Source organism: Actinomyces capricornis (assembly GCF_019974135.1).
Classification (GTDB): Bacteria; Actinomycetota; Actinomycetes; order Actinomycetales; family Actinomycetaceae; genus Actinomyces; species Actinomyces capricornis.
The window spans coordinates 2,012,361-2,032,263 of sequence record NZ_AP025017.1 but is presented as its reverse complement, the minus strand read 5'-3'; the positions used below and the strand labels follow the sequence as shown (position 1 = coordinate 2,032,263).

The 19,903-nt window shown below is 71.2% G+C and carries 19 protein-coding genes and 1 tRNA gene; 6 read left to right on the top strand and 14 right to left on the bottom strand.

Annotated features, from left to right (window positions below; genetic code table 11):
- Window positions 1-14: 14 nt before the first annotated feature.
- Complete coding sequence (gene rplJ / locus MANAM107_RS08195; protein WP_179900890.1) at window positions 15-536, bottom strand: 50S ribosomal protein L10; 522 nt, start codon at window positions 534-536, stop codon at window positions 15-17.
- 532 nt (window positions 537-1,068) lie between these two features.
- Between rplJ and MANAM107_RS08190 the strand changes: the two genes are divergently transcribed.
- The gene (locus MANAM107_RS08190; RefSeq protein WP_223907253.1) at window positions 1,069-1,743 is read left to right on the top strand and encodes a prepilin peptidase; all 675 of its coding nucleotides are present in this window, start codon (window positions 1,069-1,071) and stop codon (window positions 1,741-1,743) included.
- 71 nt (window positions 1,744-1,814) lie between these two features.
- Here MANAM107_RS08190 and MANAM107_RS08185 read toward each other — a convergent pair whose 3' ends face one another.
- From MANAM107_RS08185 to MANAM107_RS08145, 9 genes are all read right to left on the bottom strand, one after another.
- Window positions 1,815-2,495: an OmpA family protein gene (locus MANAM107_RS08185; protein ID WP_223907249.1), complete on the bottom strand. Its 681-nt coding sequence runs from the start codon at window positions 2,493-2,495 to the stop codon at window positions 1,815-1,817.
- Window positions 2,492-3,247 carry a hypothetical protein gene (locus MANAM107_RS08180; protein WP_223907245.1) on the bottom strand — a complete coding sequence of 252 codons (756 nt, stop codon included), beginning with the start codon at window positions 3,245-3,247 and terminating at the stop codon, window positions 2,492-2,494. Before MANAM107_RS08180 ends, MANAM107_RS08185 begins: the two co-directional genes overlap by 4 nt.
- A 210-nt stretch (window positions 3,248-3,457) precedes the next feature.
- Window positions 3,458-3,880 carry an OmpA family protein gene (locus MANAM107_RS08175; protein ID WP_223907241.1) on the bottom strand — a complete coding sequence of 141 codons (423 nt, stop codon included), beginning with the start codon at window positions 3,878-3,880 and terminating at the stop codon, window positions 3,458-3,460.
- A gap of 230 nt (window positions 3,881-4,110) precedes the next feature.
- Window positions 4,111-4,701, bottom strand: a complete 591-nt coding sequence (locus tag MANAM107_RS08170) for a hypothetical protein (RefSeq protein ID WP_223907238.1) — start codon at window positions 4,699-4,701, stop codon at window positions 4,111-4,113.
- A gap of 342 nt (window positions 4,702-5,043) precedes the next feature.
- Window positions 5,044-5,733, bottom strand: a complete 690-nt coding sequence (rplA, locus tag MANAM107_RS08165) for a 50S ribosomal protein L1 (protein WP_179900893.1) — start codon at window positions 5,731-5,733, stop codon at window positions 5,044-5,046.
- A 138-nt stretch (window positions 5,734-5,871) separates the two neighbouring features.
- Window positions 5,872-6,303, bottom strand: coding sequence for a 50S ribosomal protein L11 (gene rplK / locus MANAM107_RS08160; RefSeq protein WP_179900894.1), 432 nt, complete (start codon window positions 6,301-6,303; stop codon window positions 5,872-5,874).
- 209 nt (window positions 6,304-6,512) lie between these two features.
- The gene (gene nusG / locus MANAM107_RS08155; protein ID WP_223907234.1) at window positions 6,513-7,328 is read right to left on the bottom strand and encodes a transcription termination/antitermination protein NusG; all 816 of its coding nucleotides are present in this window, start codon (window positions 7,326-7,328) and stop codon (window positions 6,513-6,515) included.
- A gap of 98 nt (window positions 7,329-7,426) precedes the next feature.
- On the bottom strand, window positions 7,427-7,657 hold the full coding sequence (gene secE, locus MANAM107_RS08150; protein WP_223907230.1) for a preprotein translocase subunit SecE: 231 nt from the start codon (window positions 7,655-7,657) through the stop codon (window positions 7,427-7,429).
- Between the two features lie 97 nt (window positions 7,658-7,754).
- Window positions 7,755-7,827, bottom strand: a tRNA-Trp gene (locus tag MANAM107_RS08145).
- Between the two features lie 202 nt (window positions 7,828-8,029).
- On the opposite strand from MANAM107_RS08145, the gene MANAM107_RS08140 reads away from it, so the two are divergent.
- Entirely contained in the window at window positions 8,030-9,097 is a 1,068-nt protein-coding gene (locus tag MANAM107_RS08140; RefSeq protein ID WP_223907227.1) for a DUF4862 family protein, read from the top strand.
- A 114-nt stretch (window positions 9,098-9,211) separates the two neighbouring features.
- On the opposite strand, the gene MANAM107_RS08135 is transcribed toward MANAM107_RS08140, so the two are convergent.
- The gene (locus MANAM107_RS08135) at window positions 9,212-10,360 is read right to left on the bottom strand and encodes an MFS transporter (RefSeq protein ID WP_263421889.1); all 1,149 of its coding nucleotides are present in this window, start codon (window positions 10,358-10,360) and stop codon (window positions 9,212-9,214) included.
- Window positions 10,361-10,600: 240 nt separating this feature from the next.
- Between MANAM107_RS08135 and MANAM107_RS08130 the strand changes: the two genes are divergently transcribed.
- Window positions 10,601-11,218 carry a winged helix-turn-helix domain-containing protein gene (locus MANAM107_RS08130; protein WP_223907221.1) on the top strand — a complete coding sequence of 206 codons (618 nt, stop codon included), beginning with the start codon at window positions 10,601-10,603 and terminating at the stop codon, window positions 11,216-11,218.
- A gap of 376 nt (window positions 11,219-11,594) precedes the next feature.
- The gene (locus tag MANAM107_RS08125; protein ID WP_223907217.1) at window positions 11,595-12,827 is read left to right on the top strand and encodes a pyridoxal phosphate-dependent aminotransferase; all 1,233 of its coding nucleotides are present in this window, start codon (window positions 11,595-11,597) and stop codon (window positions 12,825-12,827) included.
- 184 nt (window positions 12,828-13,011) lie between these two features.
- Here the strand turns inward: MANAM107_RS08125 and MANAM107_RS08120 are convergent, their stop codons facing one another.
- From MANAM107_RS08120 to MANAM107_RS08110, 3 genes are all read right to left on the bottom strand, one after another.
- Window positions 13,012-14,355, bottom strand: coding sequence for an MFS transporter (locus MANAM107_RS08120; RefSeq protein WP_223907212.1), 1,344 nt, complete (start codon window positions 14,353-14,355; stop codon window positions 13,012-13,014).
- A 163-nt stretch (window positions 14,356-14,518) separates the two neighbouring features.
- Window positions 14,519-16,045, bottom strand: a complete 1,527-nt coding sequence (locus tag MANAM107_RS08115) for an alanine/glycine:cation symporter family protein (protein ID WP_223907209.1) — start codon at window positions 16,043-16,045, stop codon at window positions 14,519-14,521.
- Between the two features lie 242 nt (window positions 16,046-16,287).
- Entirely contained in the window at window positions 16,288-17,532 is a 1,245-nt protein-coding gene (locus tag MANAM107_RS08110) for a phosphotransferase (protein WP_223907206.1), read from the bottom strand.
- Window positions 17,533-17,739: 207 nt separating this feature from the next.
- Between MANAM107_RS08110 and MANAM107_RS08105 the strand changes: the two genes are divergently transcribed.
- Both MANAM107_RS08105 and MANAM107_RS08100 read left to right on the top strand, forming a co-directional pair.
- On the top strand, window positions 17,740-18,888 hold the full coding sequence (locus MANAM107_RS08105; RefSeq protein ID WP_223907203.1) for an adenosine deaminase: 1,149 nt from the start codon (window positions 17,740-17,742) through the stop codon (window positions 18,886-18,888).
- The gene (locus tag MANAM107_RS08100) at window positions 18,885-19,901 is read left to right on the top strand and encodes a LacI family DNA-binding transcriptional regulator (RefSeq protein ID WP_223907200.1); all 1,017 of its coding nucleotides are present in this window, start codon (window positions 18,885-18,887) and stop codon (window positions 19,899-19,901) included. The genes MANAM107_RS08105 and MANAM107_RS08100 overlap by 4 nt, the downstream gene beginning before the upstream one ends.
- Window positions 19,902-19,903: the final 2 nt, after the last annotated feature.

The window sequence follows — 19,903 nt, the reverse complement described above, 5'->3', positions numbered from 1 at the left end:
TGACGCGTGCGGCCTCAGGCCGCCGTCTCCTGCTTCTCGCGCAGGGCGTCGACGGTGCGCACGGCCTGGGAGGCCGGTGCGGCGAAGAGGTAGGCAGCCTTGGACAGGGACGCCTTCATAGCGCCCGCGGCCTTGGCCAGCAGCACCTCGCGGGATTCGAGAGAAGCGAGCTTGTCCACGCCGTCGGCGGACAGCACATCGCCGTCCATGACGCCGCCCTTGATGACGAGCTGCTTGTTGTCCTTGGCGAAGTCACGCAGGGCCTTGGCGGCCTCAACCGGCTCACCGGTGACGAAGGTCAGGGCGGAGGGGCCCTTGAGGTCCTCGGCGAAGGCCTCGAGGCCGACCTGGCGGGCGGCGATCGCGGCAAGCGTGTTCTTCACCACGGCGTACTCGGCGTTACCGGCGAGAGCACGGCGCAGCTCCTTGAGCTGGCTGACGCTCAGTCCCCGGTACTCGGTGAGCAGGACCGCGTCCGCCTCACGGAACTTGTCCGCGAGTGCAGCAACGGCTGCTTCCTTGTCAGGCCGTGCCATGAGCCCTCCTTCCGTGGTCTGCCGCAGGGCCCGCTCAGCAGAAGAGCCCCGCGCCGGTGGGCACGGGGCTCGCGGGCCGGGGCAGCCCGGCCGGGTCTCGTCTCACCTGCGCCGGCTCCGCCGTGGGCGGACTTGGCCCCACCGGAGTGGGGGACCTGCGGTCTTTGGCGGGGCCAACTGTACAGGCCGACGGCGCCGCTGCCGCAAGGCCCGAGGCCGTGGGGCTGGTCACGCGGGGCGGATGGCCTGGTTCCCGCATGGGTCGAAGCATGGAGCTCCCGACCTCCGGATCACGCGGCATCGGGCCCGCACGGGGCCCCTTGCTCTGCCAGGCTTGGAGCATGTCGATCACCGCCCCCACCTGCCCGCACGGGCGGGCCCTGCCGCGCACCGATCATGCCATCGCACTGGCAGCGCCCATGAGCAGGGCGAGCGCACCGCGGAACACCGCCACCGGCCCCCGTGTGCGCCACTGGCGCCTCCTCACCCACCATGCGTCCCCGGCTTCGGGGCCGTCGGCGGAGTCCCGGGGATGAGCGGGATCCTCACGGGCATTGCCGGAGTGCTCGTCACTGCCCTGTGCGCCGTCCTGGTGGGCAGGAGTGGGTCATCATGGTGCCGCGTCTACATCCGGGCCGTCGAGGATCCGCCGCCCCGCTACACCTGGCTCCTGAGCCCACCATGGCAGACCGGGCTGGCGCTCGTCGTCTCAGCCCTCGTCATCGGGTGGGCAGCTGCCTGCGATGCGCCGATGGACGGGCTTCTGGCCGCACCGATCGCTGCGATTCTCTGCCAGGCCGGTGCCGTGGATGCGGTATGCCATCGACTGCCCGACGCCCTGCTCTTGATCGCTGCGCTGCTCGCCATCCTCAGCGGCGCGGTGCGGTTGGCGACCAGCCCCCATGCCCCCACCGCATTGTCCTGGCTGGGGGCCACAGCCCTGGCGTACGCCATCACCTACCTGCTCTCCCGCATCAGATCCGGCATGGGCTACGGGGATGTCAAGCTCATGGGTGTGGTGGGGCTCTGGCTGGGCGGCTATTCCTTCCTGGCCCCCTTGTGGGCGCTGACGGCGGGGGCTTTCATCGGCGGACTGGCCGCCCTCGCCTTCATCGTGTTCAGGAGGGCGCGCCTCAAGGACTCCGTGGCGTTGGGTCCCTACCTCATTGCGGGAGTCCTGCTGGTCTGGGCCTTGGCCATCAGTTGAGCGGGCCGGGCATGCCGTCGGCCGCCTCCCACGCGGGGAGACGGCCGACGGCTCGCGAAACGAGGGACCTCCTACTGCTGCCAGGTGATCTCCACGCGGCGGTTGGCAGCCCTGCCCTCCTCACTGACCGAGCCGTCCTCCTTGGTCTCACTGGCCACCGGCTCACTCTCACCCCTACCCGAGGACTCCACCGTCAACGAGGGCACCTTGGAGGTCAGATAGTCGGCCACCGCCTGAGCCCGCTGCTCAGACAGCGTCTGATTATGCGCATCATCAGCCACCGAATCCGTATGCCCCACCACCGCCACCGACTCCGGCGGAGTGGCGCCCCACCCCGAGACGATCTCATCCAGCACCTGCTTGGCACGATCGGTGAGGGTGGCCGAGTCGGTCTCGAAGTTGACGTCGCCCGACAGGGTCGCCCTGGTCTTCGTGCCGTCGGAGTCCTTGGTGACCGCGCCATCGGAGGCGCCCACGCGCAGGACGAGGTCCATCCTCGGCATGACGATCTGCCTCACCGGTGCGATATCGGGCCGGACGGAGGCCGGCGGGATCGCCTCGCCGATAACGGCCGGCGGGTGGGTGACCGATCCTGAGGTCCTCGTGGCCACGCCGCCCTTGGGGTCCTCGGAGGACTCGTCATCGGCCCAGGCCGGGCCCACCATCCCACTCAGGACGACCCCCAGGGCCGCCAGGGTGCCCGCGCCCCTGAGGAGGCCGCGATGTGCTCTGCGGATTCCCGGGGCACTCATCGCGTCACCGACACGTTGTCGAAGGAGCCGGCCAGCGGGATCGTCACCGTCACGGTGCTCACATCCTCGGGCAGGGCGGCGAAGCTGGTCTGGAAGACCACTGTCTGACCAGGATCCACGAATACGCCCGACAGCCCCGAGGAGCACAGGCAGCTGCCCCCAGTGTCATAGGCGGCCCGGTAGACCTGACTGTTGGCCGTGTCGATGATAGTGACGCCGTCAGCATTATCGTCCCGTACAGGGGTGTTACTGACAGCCCCCTCAGCGTTGAGGGGCACACCGCTGATATCGTCGGCGAGGTTGCTACCCACCTGCCAGTGATCAGAGCCTTCAGAACCCATATTGGTCACGGAGAACAGGACGGTTGTCACCCCGCCCGAGACGGTCACCGAGTTCAGCGTCATCGTCAATGATCGCCCATTCTGGGAGGTCTCCCGCGAGGCGAGGACCGGAAGCTCAGTAGAGATCGGCACCGGCTCGGTGGAGCCAGCCGAGGCCCGGGTGGACTCCAGCACGGAGGTGACAGCCGCGGGAGCATTCGACGCCTGCTGCGAGCCGCCGTCGGCGGACTCCTCCGAGCCGCCTCCGAGGAAGGAGCAGGCGCCCAGCGTGCCGGTGGCCAGGGCGGCGGCGCTCACGGCGGCCAGCAGCCGACGGCGTCGTCCGCCCAGCGGCAAGGCGCAGCGCCGGGCTGCCCCACCGCCCTCGGCCCTCTCCGTGGTCCTGCCAGTGCGGATCGTCGTGCGGATCATCGCGAACCTCCATGATCGAGCAGGCCCCCGCGGCCCGCCGCTGCTCCCAGCGTAGAACTGCCGCCATTGCGGGCATATGGGCAGGATCCCACGGGGAAAGAACGTGCAGGGCCCGGGCCTCACCCCATTCCACGGGGAGGCCCCGGGGAGCATGGGGACGCCGTCGGCCGCCTCCCACGCGGGGAGACGGCCGACGGCGCACGATGCCTCCTACTGCTGCCAGGTGATCTCCACGCGGCGGTTGGCAGCCCTGCCCTCCTCACTGACCGAGCCGTCCTCCTTGGTCTCACTGGCCACCGGCTCGCTCTCACCCTTACCCGAGGACTCCACCGTCAACGAGGGCACCTTGGAGGTCAGGTAGTCGGCCACCGCCTGCGCCCGCTGCTCAGACAGCGTCTGATTATGCGCATCATCAGCCACCGAATCCGTATGCCCCACCACCGCCACCGACTCCGGCGGAGTGCCGCCCCACCCCGAGACGATCTCATCCAGCACCTGCTTGGCACGATCGGTGAGCGTCGCTGAATCGACGTCGAAGTTCACGTCCCCGGACAGGGAGGCCGTCGTCGTCGAGCCGTCGGAGGAGTAGGTGACCGCGCTATCGACGCTGCCCTGCCTGGAGATGGGCTCCATCGCGCGCACAATGAGGTCCGCGGTTCGGGGTACTGCCGGGCCGGTGCTCTCAGGGGGGATCCTCTCGACGGCAGCGCTGCCTGAAGGCGTTGAGGAGGCGGGGACCGCAACGCCCGGCGCGGGAAGGAGCGCCCCCACGGCGAGGGCCGCGACACCCGGCAGGAGTGAGAACCGCACCCTCCTACGACGGCCCCGACACTCACGGGCCCATGATCCAAGCACCCCGGGTCTCATCGGGCCACCGTCACATTGCTGAAGGTGCCCCCGCCGGGGATGGCGACCGTGACTGTGGAGGCCTCGGCGGGAACTCCGGCGAAGGTCGCCTGCAGGACCAGCGAGTTCCCCGGCTTCACATACTCCGTCAAGGGGCCGGAGCACAGGCAGCCGCCGTTACCGTCATAGGCCACCCGGTAGACCGTCGAGGAGGAGGGCTCGGTCAGCGTGAGGCCGTCGGCATTGTTCGTATCCCCTCCGGGGGAGGCTTTGCCATCGGCTTGCGGAACGGCGTCATCACCGTCGGAGAAGGTCTCATAGACCCACATGTCATCGTCCGGGTCATTATTCGTCACGGTGAAGGTGACGGTGATCGTGCTCCCCGTGCCATCGACCGAGTTGAGGGTGACGGTGGCCGCATTCCCTTCAACGGTCGTCTCATAGGAGCCGAGATTCCCCGGCGCTCCCCCGCCCTCGCCACCAGCACCGCTCGTAGCCGCGCCTGCGCTGCTGGCCGCGGAGGCAGGAGGTGGCGAGGCCGCATCATCGCCCCCTCCTCCCGTGAGCTGGCATCCCGCCAGCCCCAGCGCCAGCCCGGCTGCACTCATCGCAGCGAGTACTCGCCCAGTAGCCCGCCCAGTCATCCTCATCATGACGAAACCTCCATCGCGCTCGATTGCCACTCCTCGCCAGCCGTCTCGGCTTGAGGAATTGGCACCACCGTAGAAGGGTCACCGAAACAGAGAAATGGGCAGGTTCCCACGGGGAAAAGGCGTGTGGAGCCCATGCCTCACCCCATTCCACGGGGAGGCCCCGGGGAGTAGTGAGAGACATCGTCGGCCGCCTCCCACGCGGGGAGACGGCCGACGGCGTCGATTCAGCAGCGGAGGCAGCCCGGATCAGCGGGCTCGGAGCGCCGGCTGCCGTGCCCCGAAAGGCCTCAGGGCACCTCAGGCCTTGGTGACATCCACCGGGATGCCGGGGCCCATGGTGGTGCTCATGGTGGCCTTGAGGATGTAGCGGCCCTTGGAGGTCGAAGGCTTGAGGCGCAGGACCTCATCGAGGGCGGCCTGGAAGTTGTCCAGCAGCTGGTCCTCGGTGAAGCCGGCCTTGCCGATGATGAAGTGGAGGTTGGCGGCGCGGTCCACGCGGAACTCGATGCGCCCGCCCTTGATGTCGGTGACGGCCTTGGCCACGTCCATGGTCACGGTGCCGGTCTTGGGGTTGGGCATGAGGCCGCGGGGGCCCAGGACGCGGCCCAGGCGGCCGACCTTGCCCATGAGGTCGGGGGTGGCCACGGCGGCGTCGAAGTCCGTGTAGCCGGCGGCGACCTTCTCGATGAGCTCGTCGCCACCGACCTCGTCGGCCCCGGCGTCCAGCGCCTGCTGGGCACGCTCACCCTGGGCGAAGACGAGGACGCGGGCGGTCTTACCGGTACCGTGCGGCAGGGACACGGTGCCTCGGACCATCTGGTCGGCCTTGCGGGGGTCCACGCCCAGGCGGAAGACGACGTCCACGGTGGAGTCGAACTTCGTGACGGTGGTGCCCTTGGCCAGGCGGACGGCCTCGGCCGGCGTGTAGAGGATTCCGGACTGGATCTTCTCAGCGGCGGCGCGGTAGGCCTTGCTGCGCTTGGTCATCTGCTTCTCCTTAGCAGTCGTGGTTGGCGGGCCGCGCTGGGCCCTACCACGGGTGGTTCATGGCGTTGGTGGGTGCGCCGGGCCCTGGGCCCGCGCTCCGGGCCGCCCTCAGGCGCCCCGGTGGGTGATCGGGGTGCCTCAGGCCTCGACGGTGATGCCCATGGAGCGGGCGGTGCCGGCGATGATCTTGGAGGCGGCCTCGATGTCGTTGGCGTTGAGGTCGGGCATCTTGGACTCGGCGATCTCACGGATCTGGTCGGCGCTCAGGGAGGCCACCTTGGCGCTGTGCGGGGTGGCGGAGCCCTTGGAGATGCCCGCGGCCTTCTTGATGAGCTCGGCGGCCGGCGGGGTCTTGGTGATGAAGGTGAAGGAGCGGTCCTCGTAGACGGTGATCTCCACGGGGATGACGTTGCCGCGCTGCGACTCGGTGGCAGCGTTGTACGCCTTGCAGAACTCCATGATGTTCACGCCCTGGGCACCCAGGGCGGGGCCGATCGGCGGAGCGGGGTTGGCCTGGCCGGCCTGGATCTGGAGCTTGATCAGCCCGGCGACCTTCTTCTTGGGGGCCATAGTTGGGTCCTTATCGTGTCCGGAAGATGCTGCACGCCTGCCGTGCAGTGTATGCATGCGTGGGCACGCACAAGCGCCCATCGTAGCCCCGCCCGGGACTCCTCAGGGCGCTCGGTGCGCGGTTTCACAGGAGCCGAGCTGTGATCCTCGGCTCCCGCCCCTGCCCCGCCGCGGCCCGCAGGGAGGCTGCGGCGGGGATGCGGGGCGCCTCAGATCTTGGCGACCTGGGTGAAGGAGAGCTCGGCGGGGGTGTCGCGGCCGAACAGGGAGATGAGCACCTGGAGCTTCTGGGTCTCGGGGTGGATCTCGGCGATGGTGGCGGGCAGTGTCTCGAAGGGCCCGTCGGTGACGATGACGGACTCGCCCACCTCGAAGGCCACCTCGAAGACCTTGCCGTCCGCGGTGATCTGGGTGCCCGAGCCGGACTCCGGGGCAGCCTGGGCCTCGGCCTGCTGGGCGGCCACCTCCTCGGGGGTGGGGCCGAGCTGGGAGACGGCCTCCTCGAAGGTCAGGGGCACCGGGTTGTAGCGGTCGCCGACGAAGCCGGTGACGGCCGGGGTGTCCTTGATGGTGCGCCACACGCGGTCGGAGGTCTCCGGGTCGTCCAGATCCATGCGCACGAAGACGTAGCCGGGGATGCGCACACGGGAGACCTCCTTCTTCTTGGACCCGTTCTTGATCTCGATGACGGTCTCCATGGGGACCGTGGCATCGAAGACGTAGTCCTCGACCTCGAAGTTCTCGGCGCGGGTCATGATGTCGGTGGCCACCCGGCGCTCATAGCCGGAGTAGGTGTGCAGCACGTACCACTCCCCGGGCAGGGCGGACATCTGCTTGCGGAACTCCTCCAGGGGGTCGATCACCGGCGCCTCCTGGGCGGCGGCCTCAATCTCGGGGGACTCGACGGCCCCGTTGGACCCAGTGGCCTCGGAGTGCTCGTCGACCTGCGGGGCAGTGGCCTGCTGCGCGCCCTCGACGTCCTCAACGCCCTCGGCGAAGGGCTGGGCGGAGGTGTCCTCTGACATGGTGTACCTGCTTTCCGGTGGCTCGATGCGGGCGGGGCACGGCCCCCAAGTATGTCAGGCGCGCCCGGGAGGCTGCTGATCGGCAGCCCAGTCCGCGCTCAGACGAAGATCCACGTGACGGCGCGGTTGAAGACGAAGTCCAGCACGCCGGTGAACAGCATGATGGCGAGGATGAAGACGACCACGACGACGAAGTAGGTGCTCATCTCGGAGCGGGTAGGCCACACGACCTTGCGCAGCTCGTCGATGACCTGGCGGATGAACAGGGCAATACGCCCGAAGATGCCGCCACGGCTCTTGCGGGGGGTGCTCGCTGCGCTCTCGCTCATGAATGTCGGTCCTCAGGGTCATACGGCTCGGTCAGTGCCCGCATACGGGCGAGAAGACGGAACCGACGGGATCCCCCGACAGATCCGCCGTTCTCAGCAGGGCAGGCGGGACTCGAACCCACAACCGCCGGTTTTGGAGACCGGTGCGCTACCAATTGCGCCACTGCCCTTCAGCGGTGCCCTAGTCTGCCACATGGACAGCCCTCCACGACAGCCTGCCGCCGTGGGCTGCGACACGTCGCCGGTGGCGTATCATCTGATGTCTGATGCTTCGGTGGGGCTGCGACGACGTCGCCCACCACCGGCGGCGCCCCCACCGGTCCCGGCAGCATTGCCGGCCCCATCGCACCCATTGCGCTCAAGGAGGAGAGCATGACCCCCACCGGCGATCCCACCGCCCGCCCTACTGCCGGCCCCGCCACCGGCCCCAGCTCGGGCCCCACCGGCCCGGCCAGCCCTGCCGGAGCCACCGCCGGCCCCTCGCCACGCCCGATCGCCGTTCTGGGCGCCTACGCCTCCCTGCCGGGCAGGCAGGAGGAGGTCGAGGAGTACTACCGGCTGCTGGCCGCCGTCCCCAACGTCCGGGGCCTGGAGCTGCCCTTCCGCGACGACCTGGCCGGCCCCGCCGGCATCGACTGGCTGGTGGGGCGGCTCGCCCCCGCCTGGGACCGCAATATCGTCACCGCGATCCCCGGGACCATGGTGCGCGTGTGGGCCACCGCCACGTTCGGCCTGGCCTCCACCGACCGCACCGGGCGGACCGAGGCCCTGGCCTTCACCCGCGCCGTGCGCGACGGCGTCGAGGCCCTGCGGGAGGCGGCCGGGCGCGACGTCGTGGCCGGGGTCGAGCTGCACTCGGCGCCCTCGGGGGCGCCGGGGGTGGCGCACGTGGCGGAGGCCTTCGGGGAGTCCCTGGCCGAGGTGGCCGACTGGGACTGGGGCGGGGCGCTGCTGCTGGTGGAGCACTGCGACGCCTACGTCAGCGACGACCGCGGGGAGAAGCGGATGCTGACCCTGGCCGAGGAGCTCGAGGTGCTGCGCGAGCTGGACCATCCCGGGGTGCGCATGAGCCTGAACTGGGGGCGCAGCGCCCTGGAGGCCCACGACGCCGGGGTCCCACTGGAGCATGTGCGCACCGCCCGGGCCGCCGGGGTCCTGGAGGGAGTGGCCTTCTCGGGGGCCGGCCCGGTGGACACCCCCTACGCCAAGGCCTGGATGGACGGCCACCTGCCCCTGGAGACCGACGAGCCGGGCTCGGCGATGAGCGCCGCGCGCGTGCGCGAGTGCGCCCTGGCCGCCGTCGGGCCCGACTCCACGGCTCCTGCCGCCGGCTACCTGGGCGCCAAGTGCCAGGTGCCCGCCGAGGCGGATCTGCCCACGCGGGTGGCCATGCTCACCCGCATCCTCCAGGCCACCGGCGTGGAGCCGTGGACCTCCTGAGCACGGCCCGCACCGCCGCCGGAGCACGGGTCTGCGCCCGCCCGCCATCGCTCGTTCCGCTGACTGACGACCGCCCCACCCCAACCCGTGTGAGGCCGGAGCAATCGAGGGGCACTACCGGCCCACGGCCCACCCGGCCTCCAAGCGCGGCCGCACCCATGCACCGCGGGCCCCGATGAGGACACCAGCGGCAAGCAGATCGACGACGGCGAAGAGCACCAGGGTGGGCATCCCCCCAAGAAGATCAAGGCCGCGCCCCGCCAGGAACGGGGCGAGGATCGGTGGCGCCATGATCAAGGTCTGGATCAGGCCCAGTACTCGCCCCATGCCACCACTGGGGATGAGGCGCATCATGCGCGCGCTCGCCTCAGCGTTCCACACCGGCAGGATCAGCCCGGCGCACGCGAGAAGAGCCGCTTGAACAAGCGGAACCCGGGTCAGTGCACAGGACAGCAGTACCAGCGCATGGACGGCCTGAAAGCCGATGAGGATCGCCCCCGCCGGCAGGCGGTCGATGATCAGGGGCGCGAGGGCTGCCCCCAGGAGCATCGCCGCGCTCGGAGCCGTCAGCAGGAGCCCGATCTGCGCGGTCGGGACCTCCTGAAGCCTCCACCAGAGCATGAGCCCCAGGAAGAAGCCCGTCAGGGCCGCACTTCCTAAGGAGCAGGCGGCGGCAAGAGCCAGCAGGGGCGGCTGGGAGGCCAGCAGCCGGCAGGCCTGCCGCAGGTCACGGATGAAGGAGCGCGGCTCCTGCTCGACCGGCTCGCCCTCGTCACCAGGCTCCATGTCGGCCTCGATCCCGGCCGCGCAGGCAGCCCCGAGGACGTGACCTGATACCTCCGCCAGGAAGGGAAGCACGGGTGATACCGCCAGGAGCAGGCCTGCCAGTGGAGAGGAGACCAGCTCCACAGCACTAGACCGAGCCTGGTTGGCCGCCGCCGCGGAGGGAAGCTGATCCTCCGGGACGACATTCTTGACGGCCGCATCGGAGGCCAGGCCGAAGACCCCTGACATAGCGCCTGAGCACACGGCCGCCAGGCAGAGCACCCACATGCTCAGCGCCCCCAACCACCAGGCCAGTACGACGGCGGTGAAGACCACCGCGCGTAAGAGGTGCCCTCGAACAATGAGGCCGCGCCGGTTCACCCTGTCGGCGAGCACGCCGCCGGGCACGAGCGCCGCCACGCAGGCGACTCGGGTGAGTGTGCCGATCATCCCCGAGCTGGTCGCCGTCCCACCGATCGTCAATGCCACCAGGGGCATCGCGAAGCCCCGCAGGGAGGATCCCAGATCACCCAGAAAATCGCCGGTGAACCACCTCAGATAGTCGCGATTCCGCCACAGCGACGGAGGATGCCTCGCGCCCCGGTCACACTGCTCGCAACCATCGTCGCAACCATCAACGCCTCGCACCCACCCAGCATAGGAGAGCAGGAGTTGTTGCGCAATAACTGCTGCGCAACAACTCCTGCCGCCCGCGCTCGTCGGCGCTACCCTGATCCCATGCCTGAGGTTTCTGCAGACACCCGAGCCCTGCGCGCCATCTCGCATCCCCTGCGGCTGCGGATCATCGAGGAGCTGCGCAGCTCCTCTCAGCCCTTGCGGCCCCAGGACCTGGCTCAGGCCCTGGGCGAGCCGGGCAATGTCGTGCGCTACCACGTCAGCACCCTGCACAGGGCAGGGCTCCTCGTGGCGGCCGAGCCCCCAGCAGGCGCGGCCGCCCACGAGCGTTGGTACACCGCCTCACCGCAGATCCTCAACGGGGCACGCAGCGACGACTCCGATGCCCCGACTGCCGCCGCCTTCACCGACCTCATGCGGACCATCCACCTGCGCCACGCCGATGCTCTGCGCGCCGCGGAGCTCACCGGGCTCACCCCCACTCACCACGCCGATGGCACGGTGTGGCTCCTGGAGGAGGACGCCGCACGACTCGGGCCTCGAATCGGCGAGCTCGCCGCCGACCTGCGGGCAGCCTCCGCTCGTGCCGCTGAGACCGCGAGGATCACCGGCGCCCCCATACGGCGCTACAGCTACCTCCTGGACCTGTACCCCGATTCGGCCAATGGCCTGCCCATCGAGGCGACAGGCGAAAGGACTCCCCACCCGGCCCGCGAGTAGTCGTCCCTCCCTGGAAGGCTGCGCATGCGCTTGGCAGGGCGGCCTGCGGTACTGAGGTGGGCGCATAGGTTGAACCCCACTTCGCGGAAAGGTCGTCACTTGGCGGAATGGACGTACCTTGTAGGTGTCGTCCATTCCGCCAAGTGACGACCTTTCCGCCAAACGCCGCCCATCTGAGCCCCGCACATGCCCACGAGCACGTGCATCCCACAGGCAGCCGCATCCAGCGGGAGGGGAGCGGATGCGTCGGGCCGCCCCGCGCGGAAAACGCCTCCAGAGCTGGCCGGCACCGCCCCGAGGCCCACCGGGCCCGCCTGGAGGACACGACCATCCCCGTGCGCCCTGAGCGGGCGGCACGGCAGGGCGGTGTGGGACGATGGGAGCCGTGAGCACAGCCAGCACCGCGCCCAAGAGCCGCGTCTCCGCCCGCCTGTCCGCCATCGCCCCCTCCGCCACCCTCGCCGTGGACGCCAAGGCCAAGGCCCTCAAGGCCGCCGGCCGCCCGGTCATCGGCTTCGGTGCCGGGGAGCCCGACTTCGCCACCCCCGACTACATCGTCGCGGCCGCCGTCGAGGCCGCCAAGGACCCCGCCAACCACAAGTACTCCCCCGCCAAGGGCCTGCCGGTCCTGCGCGAGGCCATCGCCGCCAAGACCCTGCGGGACTCGGGCTACGAGCCCTCCCCCGAGGACATCCTGGTGACCAACGGCGGCAAGCAGGCCGTCTTCCAGGCCTTCGCCGCCGTCGTCGACCCCGGCGACGAGGTCCTGCTTCCCGCCCCCTACTGGACCACCTACCCCGAGGCCATCGCACTGGCCGGGGGCACCACCGTGGAGGTCTTCGCCGGCGCCGAGCAGGACTACAAGGTCACCGTCGACCAGCTCGAGGCCGCCCGCACCCAGCGCACCAAGGCCCTGCTCGTGTGCTCCCCCTCCAACCCCACCGGCAGCGTCTACACCCCCGCCGAGTTGACCGCCATCGGCCAGTGGGCGCTGGAGCACGGCATCTGGGTCATCACCGACGAGATCTACGAGCACCTCCTCTACGACGGCGCCGCCCCCGCCCACATCGTCGCCCTCGTCCCCGAGCTGGCCGAGCAGACCATCGTGCTCAACGGGGTGGCCAAGACCTACGCCATGACCGGCTGGCGCGTGGGCTGGATGATCGGACCCGGCGACGTCATCAAGGCGGCCACCAACTTCCAGTCACACCTGACCAGCAACGTCGCCAACGTCTCCCAGCGCGCCGCCCTGGCGGCCGTGGCCGGGGACCTGGCCGCGGTGGAGGAGATGCGCACGGCCTTCGACCGGCGCCGTCGCACCATGATCGAGATGCTCACCGCCATTGAGGGCCTGACCGTCCCGGTCCCCCAGGGCGCCTTCTACGCCTACCCCAGCGTCGAGGGGCTCATCGGGCGCACCCTGCGCGGCACCGGGATCGACTCCTCGGCCACCCTGGCCGGGCTCATCCTGGAGCACGCCGAGGTGGCGGTGGTCCCCGGTGAGGCCTTCGGCCCCTCCGGCTTCCTGCGCCTGTCCTACGCCCTGGGCGACGACGACCTGGCCGAGGGCGTCGGGCGCGTCCAGGCCCTGCTGGCTGAGGTCGAGTAGCCGGGCCCGGCCTCCAGGCGTCCCGCACTCACGCGTCCCTGCCGCCCTCACCAGGTGGCAGGGACGCGGCGCGCCACGGACCTCGGTGGTGCCGGCGGCGCAGGGGTCCATCTCCCGCACCGATCCCGGGGCCGGGTGGCCCGTCTCGGCAGCCGGACCCACCGGCCGGCGTCGGCTCCCGGCCTCAGCTCCCGGCCTCGGCGGCCGACGCCGCAGGAACGTCGATGAGGTCGGCCTGCGGCTGGGCGCGCCTCATGCGCGTGATGACCAGGTGCATCCAGATGAGGGTCAGCCCGGTGATGAGGGTCAGGACGATGAAGGGGGTGGAGGTCAGGTCGGTCAGACCCTCGATATAGGCGAAGGCCGGGGGCAGGAAGAAGCCGCCCAGGCCGCCGAGCATGCCCACCAGGCCTCCCACGGAGCCCACATTGCCCGGGAAGTAGGTGGGGATGTGCTTGTAGACCGCGGCCTTGCCGATGCCCATGGAGCAGCCCACCAGGAAGATGAGCAGCACCACCAGCCACAGGGGCAGCCCGTAGGCCCTGCCCTGCTCATCGACGCCCGAGGGCAGGCACAGGACGGTGAGCACCGCCCCGATGATGAGGAAGGTGCCGTACATGGCGGCGCGGGCCCCCCACCTGTCCGAGACCCACCCGCCCAGGGGGCGCAGCAGGGAGGCGGGGAAGATGAAGGAGGCCGTCAGCAGGCCCGCGGTGCCCAGCGACACCCCGAAGGCGTCCTGGTAGTAGCCGGGCAGGATCGCCGAGTAGGCCACGTAGGCGCCGAAGACGATGACGTAGTAGAGGCTGAAGCGCCACACGCGGATATCCGACATGGGCCGGAGCATGACGCGCACCGGGGTGGAGCGGCCGGGCTTGCGGTCCGGGCTCGGGGTGATGAGCCACAGGGTCACCGCGCACACGACCAGCAGCACGGCGTAGACCACGGGGATGAGGCGCCACCCGCCCTGGATGCCCAGCAGGTAGGTGGAGCCCGCCGTCGCCGCGATGATGCCCGGGCCGATGAGCTTGGTGACCGAGGCCCCCACATTGCCCGCCCCGAAGACCCCCAGGGCCAGGCCCTTGTGCCTCTCGGAGAACCAGGCGGAGTTCCAGGCGATGCCACTGGAGAAGGAGTTGCCCACGATGCCGACGCAGAAGGCCAGGACCAGCAGCATGGCGTAGCTGGAGGCCATGGACACCAGCACGCAGGCCCCGGCGCCCAGGGCCATCATCACCGTCATGACGATCCTGCCGCCGTAGCGGTCGGCCAGGATCCCCGCGGGCAAGCGCCACATGGAGCCGTTGAGGACCGCGACGGCGCTGATCCAGGACAACTGGACGGCGTCGAGGCCGAACTCCTTCTGGATCGGCTTGCCCAGGATCCCGAACATCAGCCACACCGCGAACATGAGGGTGAAGGCGATGGAGGACATGGTCAGCACCCGGTAGGCGCCCGGCGCCTCGTGATGCGGCGCCTCAGCGGGCGTCCCGGGATCAGCGGCGGGCACAGGGGGTTCAGCGGGCACGACGCACCTTCTCTCGACACGCGGCGACGACGGCTCCCGCCCCGGGGCGGGAGCCGTGCCGCAGGGATCACATCACCATAACGCCTATCCCCGCCTCGGACCGGGAGAATGGGGCGGGGTCGTGCCGGTCGGTGCCCCGGGGGTCCGCCCGCCGGATCGGGGCTCAGGACTCCTGGAGCGCCGGCGACCCCGGCACGGAGGTGAACTCGCCCCCGGGCCGGCGCAGGTGGGGGTCCTGGGCCAGGTAGTCGCGGGTCTCACGGACGATGAGGCCCGAGAGCACGAGCAGGCCGATGAGGTTGGGCACGGCCATGAGCCCGTTGGCGATATCCGCGAAGGCCCACACCGCATCCAGGCTCGTTACCGAGCCGATGAAGACGGCGATGGTGAACACCATGCGGAAGGGCAGCACCCCGTGGACCCCCACGAGCCTGACCACGCAGCGCTCGGCGTAGTAGGCCCACCCCAGGATGGTGGAGGAGGCCAGGAAGACCAGGGCCACCGAGACGATGTAGTGGCCCCACTGGCCGGGCAGGCCGTGGCTGAAGGCCTCCGCCGTCATGGTCTCGGGGTCCTGCCCCATCCAGCTGCCCGTGGTCAGGATGACCAGGCCCGTGCAGGTGACCACGATGATGGTGTCGATGAAGGTCTGGGTCATGGACACCAGGCCCTGGCGGGTGGGGTGCTTGGTCTTGGCCGCCGCTGCGGCGATGGCCGCCGATCCCATGCCCGACTCATTGGAGAAGATGCCCCGGGCCACCCCGTACTGGATGGCCAGGAGGACTGTGGAGCCCAGGAATCCGCCCGCCGCCCCCGAGCCGGTGAAGGCCCCCTGGAGGACCATGCCCAGGGCGTCGGGGATGGAGCCGATATTGGCCGCCAGGATGTAGAGGCACCCCGAGACGTAGAAGACGATCATCATGGGCACGAAGGCAGCCGTGACGGTGCCGATGGCATTGATGCCGCCCAGGAGCACCGCGCCGACGGCGATAGCCAGCAGGATCCCCACCAGGGCCGGGTCCCAACCGAAGGAGTGGGACAGCTGAGCGGCCACCGCATTGGACTGGGTGGTCGAGCCGATCCCGAAGGAGGCCAGGATGGCGGCCACGGCGAAGAACACCGACAGGAAGCGCCCCATGGGGCCCTTGATGGCGTGGCGCAGGTAGTACTGGGGCCCACCGGACTGCTTGCCGTGGGCGTCGGTGGTGCGGAAGCGCACCGCCAGGAAGGCCTCGGCGTACTTCGAGGCCATGCCGAACAGCGCCGTCACCCACATCCAGAACAGGGCCCCCGGGCCACCCAGGTGGATGGCCGTGGCCACGCCGATGACATTGCCGACCCCGACCGTGGCCGCCAGCGCCGTCGTCAGGGCCTGGTAGTGGGAGATATCGCCCTCGGCGGTGTCCTTCTCCCCGTCCTGGCGATCGAGGAGGGCGAAGCGCAGCGCCGGCCCGAGCTTGCGCAGCTGCAGGCCCCGCAGGCGCACCGTGAGCACCATGCCGGTGCCCAGGAGCAGGGGGATGAGGAACCACGGGCCCCAGATGAAGTCGCGGAGGGCGTTGAGCACCGCCTCGGCCTGCCCGGCCGCCCCCGTCGAGGCGGGCAGGGCCGTTGAGGACAGTACGGCCGGCAGGCCGGCGGAGGCGGTCCCGGGCGAGCCGGCGGGAGCCGCCGCCGGCAGTGCGGGCACAGGGGATCCACCAGCGGACCCGAGAGGGCCTGCCAGGGCGACTGGAGCGAGGGGATGGAGCATGACTGGCCTTCCCGCCCGGCGGGCACCGGACTCGCGGGCAGCCTACGGGCAATGGGGATGACAGGACGATGACGGCCCCGGACACCCGCCCCGGGCAGGGCGCCCTCACCGCAGGCGCGGCGAGCCCGGAGAAAGGCGGAGGAGCTGCTGGGCCCTTCAGCGCCCTTCAGCGGGCCCGTTCAGTGGGCACCGCGGCGGGCCAGGATCTCGCGGCCCTGGGCCAGCCAGGCCTCGGCCCGCGCCAGGCGCCCCTCGGCGTCGGCCCGCCACGGCCCGCCGTCCTCCCGCCGGGCGCCCGCCACCAGCGACAGGACCACCCCGGCGCAGCGCGCGCGCAGGGCCACGGGGTCCACGAGGGCCTCGGCCATCCGCGTCCAGGTCTCCAGGATGGGGCGCAGGCGCGGGTAGGAGGAGGGGGCCAGGTGGTCCAGGACGCTGATATGCCCCAGCAGGCAGGCCAGGTCATCGACCCGGTAGCCCGGTCCCAGGGAGTCCACGTCCAGCAGGCAGGTGACCTTCTCCCCCTCCATGAGGATATTGGCCTCGTAGAAGTCTCCGTGGACGGGGACCAGCGGCCCGGTGTGCGAGCTCTTCATCAGGTGCTCCACGCCGTCGGCCACGGCCCGGGCGCGCACCGCGCTCTGGGGCAGGACGGTGGCGGCGGCATGGGCGTAGTGGCGGGCCCGGTCGGACCAGGCGGGGTGGACGGGCAGCTGCAGGGCGCTGCGGGGCAGCGAGTCCAGCAGGGAGATCAGGCCGTTGAAGACCCTCTCGGCCTGGTCGACCTCCATCCCCTGGGACAGCAGGCTCGACAGGGCCACGCCGGAGCCGGCCGAGATGAGCACCAGGCCGTCGGAGTCCTCCCGCAGCACCTCCGGGGCCGGCACACCCGCGGCGGTGAGCATGCGGTGGCGCTGGGCGAAGCCGGCCGCCTGCGTGGGGCGCAGGACCTTGGCGTAGGCGGTGGTCTTATCCGGGAAGGTCGTGCGCACCACTGCCCGGCGGGTGGGGCGGTAGGCCACCATCGTGGCCTTGATCTGAGTGCCGATGCGGGCCGAGAGCAGCGCCGGGGTGCAGGCCACCGCCAGCCCCGGCAGCTCGGGGTCGGCCGGGTGGCGCCACACATGGACCACGGGCCCATCGCCTCCCGTGGGGGCCACGCGCGTGAGCCCGGGGGCACCGGGATTGGACAGGCGGGCGGTGGTCGCGCACAGGTACTCGGTGGTCGAGCGCCCCCCGGAGACGACGACGGCGGTGTAGCCCACGGAGACCCCCGCGCCGGGGCGGTGGTGGACCGAGTGGACCTCCCAGCTGGCCAGTCCCTGCCCCGAGGGCGCCAATGCCGCCGAGAGCACAGAGGCAGCGCGCGGCCCGGTCAGCAGGGCGACCTCCTCCGGCTCATGCGTGGCCGACGAGTGGTTCATGCCTCAAGTCTGCCCCACCGACTGCGCCAAGACCATGATTCGCCGTGGATAAGAGGTCCAGGCCGGGCTCGCGGGCGGGATGCGCACCGGTTCCCCGTGGGTCCGGCGCGGATCGGGCCGCGAGTCCGGCCCGCGGGTCCGGCCCGCGGGTCCGGCCCGCGGGTCCCGCCACCGGCTGAGGGGTCGCTTCATGGAACAATTCCGTCCATGCGCGATCTCGCCGCCCTGCCCAAGGCGCACCTGCACCTGCACTTCACGGGTTCCATGCGCCTGGAGACGCTGGTCGAGCTCGCCACCGCCACGCGCACGCGCCTGCCCGCCAGCCTCCTGGACGGCGACCCGCTGCGCGTCCCGGCGGACCGGCGGGGCTGGTTCCGCTTCCAGCGCGCCTACGACACTGCCCGAGCCCTGGTGCGCAGTGAGGAGACCATGCGCCGCCTGGTCCTGGAGGCGGCCATGGATGACGCGGCTGAGGGCTCGCGCCGCCTGGAGATGCAGGTGGACCCCACCAGCTACGCCCCCTTCGTGGGCGGTATCACCCCGGCCCTGGAGATCATCCTGGACGCCGCCCGCCAGGCCACCGCCCTGACGGGCGTGGAGGTGGCGATCATCGTGGCGGCCTCCCGCATGCGCCACCCCCTGGACGGGCGCACCCTGGCCCGCCTGGCGGTGCGCTACGCCGGGCAGGATCCGGGCAGCGTCGTCGGCTTCGGGCTGTCCAATGACGAGCGCGCCGGGCAGACGGCCTCCTGGGGCCCGGCCTTCGCCATCGCCCGCCGCGGCGGCCTGGCCTGCATGCCCCACGGCGGGGAGCTGCTGGGGCCCGAGCATGTGCGCGAGGTGGTCTCCGCCCTGGGCCCCACCCGCCTGGGGCACGGGGTGCGCACCGGGGAGGACCCGGCGCTACTGGCGGAGGTGGTCGGCCAGGGCATCAGCCTGGAGGTGTGCCCGGCCTCCAATGTGGGCCTGGGCGTCTACCCCAGCACGCAGCAGGTGCCGCTCCCCGCACTGCTGGCCCATGGGGCCCAGGTGGCCCTGGGCGCCGACGACCCGCTGCTCTTCCAGTCCCGGCTGGTCGACCAGTACGAGATCGCCCGATCCCTGGGCTGCGACGACGCGGCCCTGGCAGAGCTCGCGCGCGGCTCGATCCGCGCCTCACTGGCCTCTGCGGACTCCAAGCAGCAGTGGCTGGCCCAGGTCGAGGACTGGCTGGCGGGCCCCGACCCCGACTCGCAGCGCTCCGGACCCCAGCCCACCGGGGGCCCCGGCGGCGGCCTCCAGGGGGATGGCCCCGGGGACAGCCGTGGGAACGATGGCCAGTGGGGCTCCGCAGCACCGGAGGCGCAGAGCCGATGAGGCGCCCCACGCTCAAGGATGTCGCCGAGGCGACCGGGTACTCCGCTTCCACGGTCTCCCGGGCGCTGGCCGGCAGCCCGCAGATCAGCGAGTCCACCCGCCGTCGGATCGGGGCGGCCGCACGGCGCCTGGGCTACCAGGCCGACCCCATCGGCAGCCTGCTGCGCGCCCCGCGCCCCCGCGTCCTGGGGCTGCTGTGCCGCCTGGACCAGGAGCTCCACGTCGTCTACCGCGATCACATCCTGGCCCGGGCCGAGGCCCATGGCCTGCGCCTGGTCACCGAGAGCGTCGGACCGCTGCGCGGAGCCGGTGAGGCCATCGGGAACCTGCACCGTCTGCGCTGCCAGACCCTCATCATCATCGACCCGGCGACCGTGGCGCAGGCCGAGCCCGCCCTCCTGGAGGGGGCGGTGACCATCGGCCAGCAGCGGCCCGTGGCCGCCTCGGACCTGGTCACCAGCGACAACTCCGGAGGCATGGCCCAGCTCATCGACCACCTCCGGGGCCTGGGCCACCGCCGCCTGCTCTACATCGACTCCACCCCGGGGGTCTCGGCCGATGCCAGGCGCCGGGCCTTCCAGCAGGCCGCAGGGCAGGCCGGGCTGGCCTTCCACACCGTTGCGGGCGGGGCGGACGTCGACTCGGGCCTGGCCGCTCTCGCCCCGCTCCTGGACCTGGCCGGGAGCCTGCGCCCGGACCCCGGCCAGGAGCCGTGCACGGCGGTGGTGTGCTACAACGACCAGTGCGCCCAGGGCGCCATCATCGCCGCGCTGCGCGCCGGGCTGCGGCCGGGGGCCGACCTGTCGGTGGCCGGCGTCGACAACTCCCGGCTGGCGGCCTCGGCGGCCTTCGACCTGACCTCCATCGACCGCAGCCCGGCCGAGGTGGCGCGCCTGGCCGTGGAGCTGGCCGAGGCCCGGGTCGAGTCCGGCTCACCAGCCCATGAGCCGGTCAGCCGCACCGTGGGCACCACCCTGGTGCCGCGCTCCTCCACCGGCCCGGCGCGCCGCTGAGT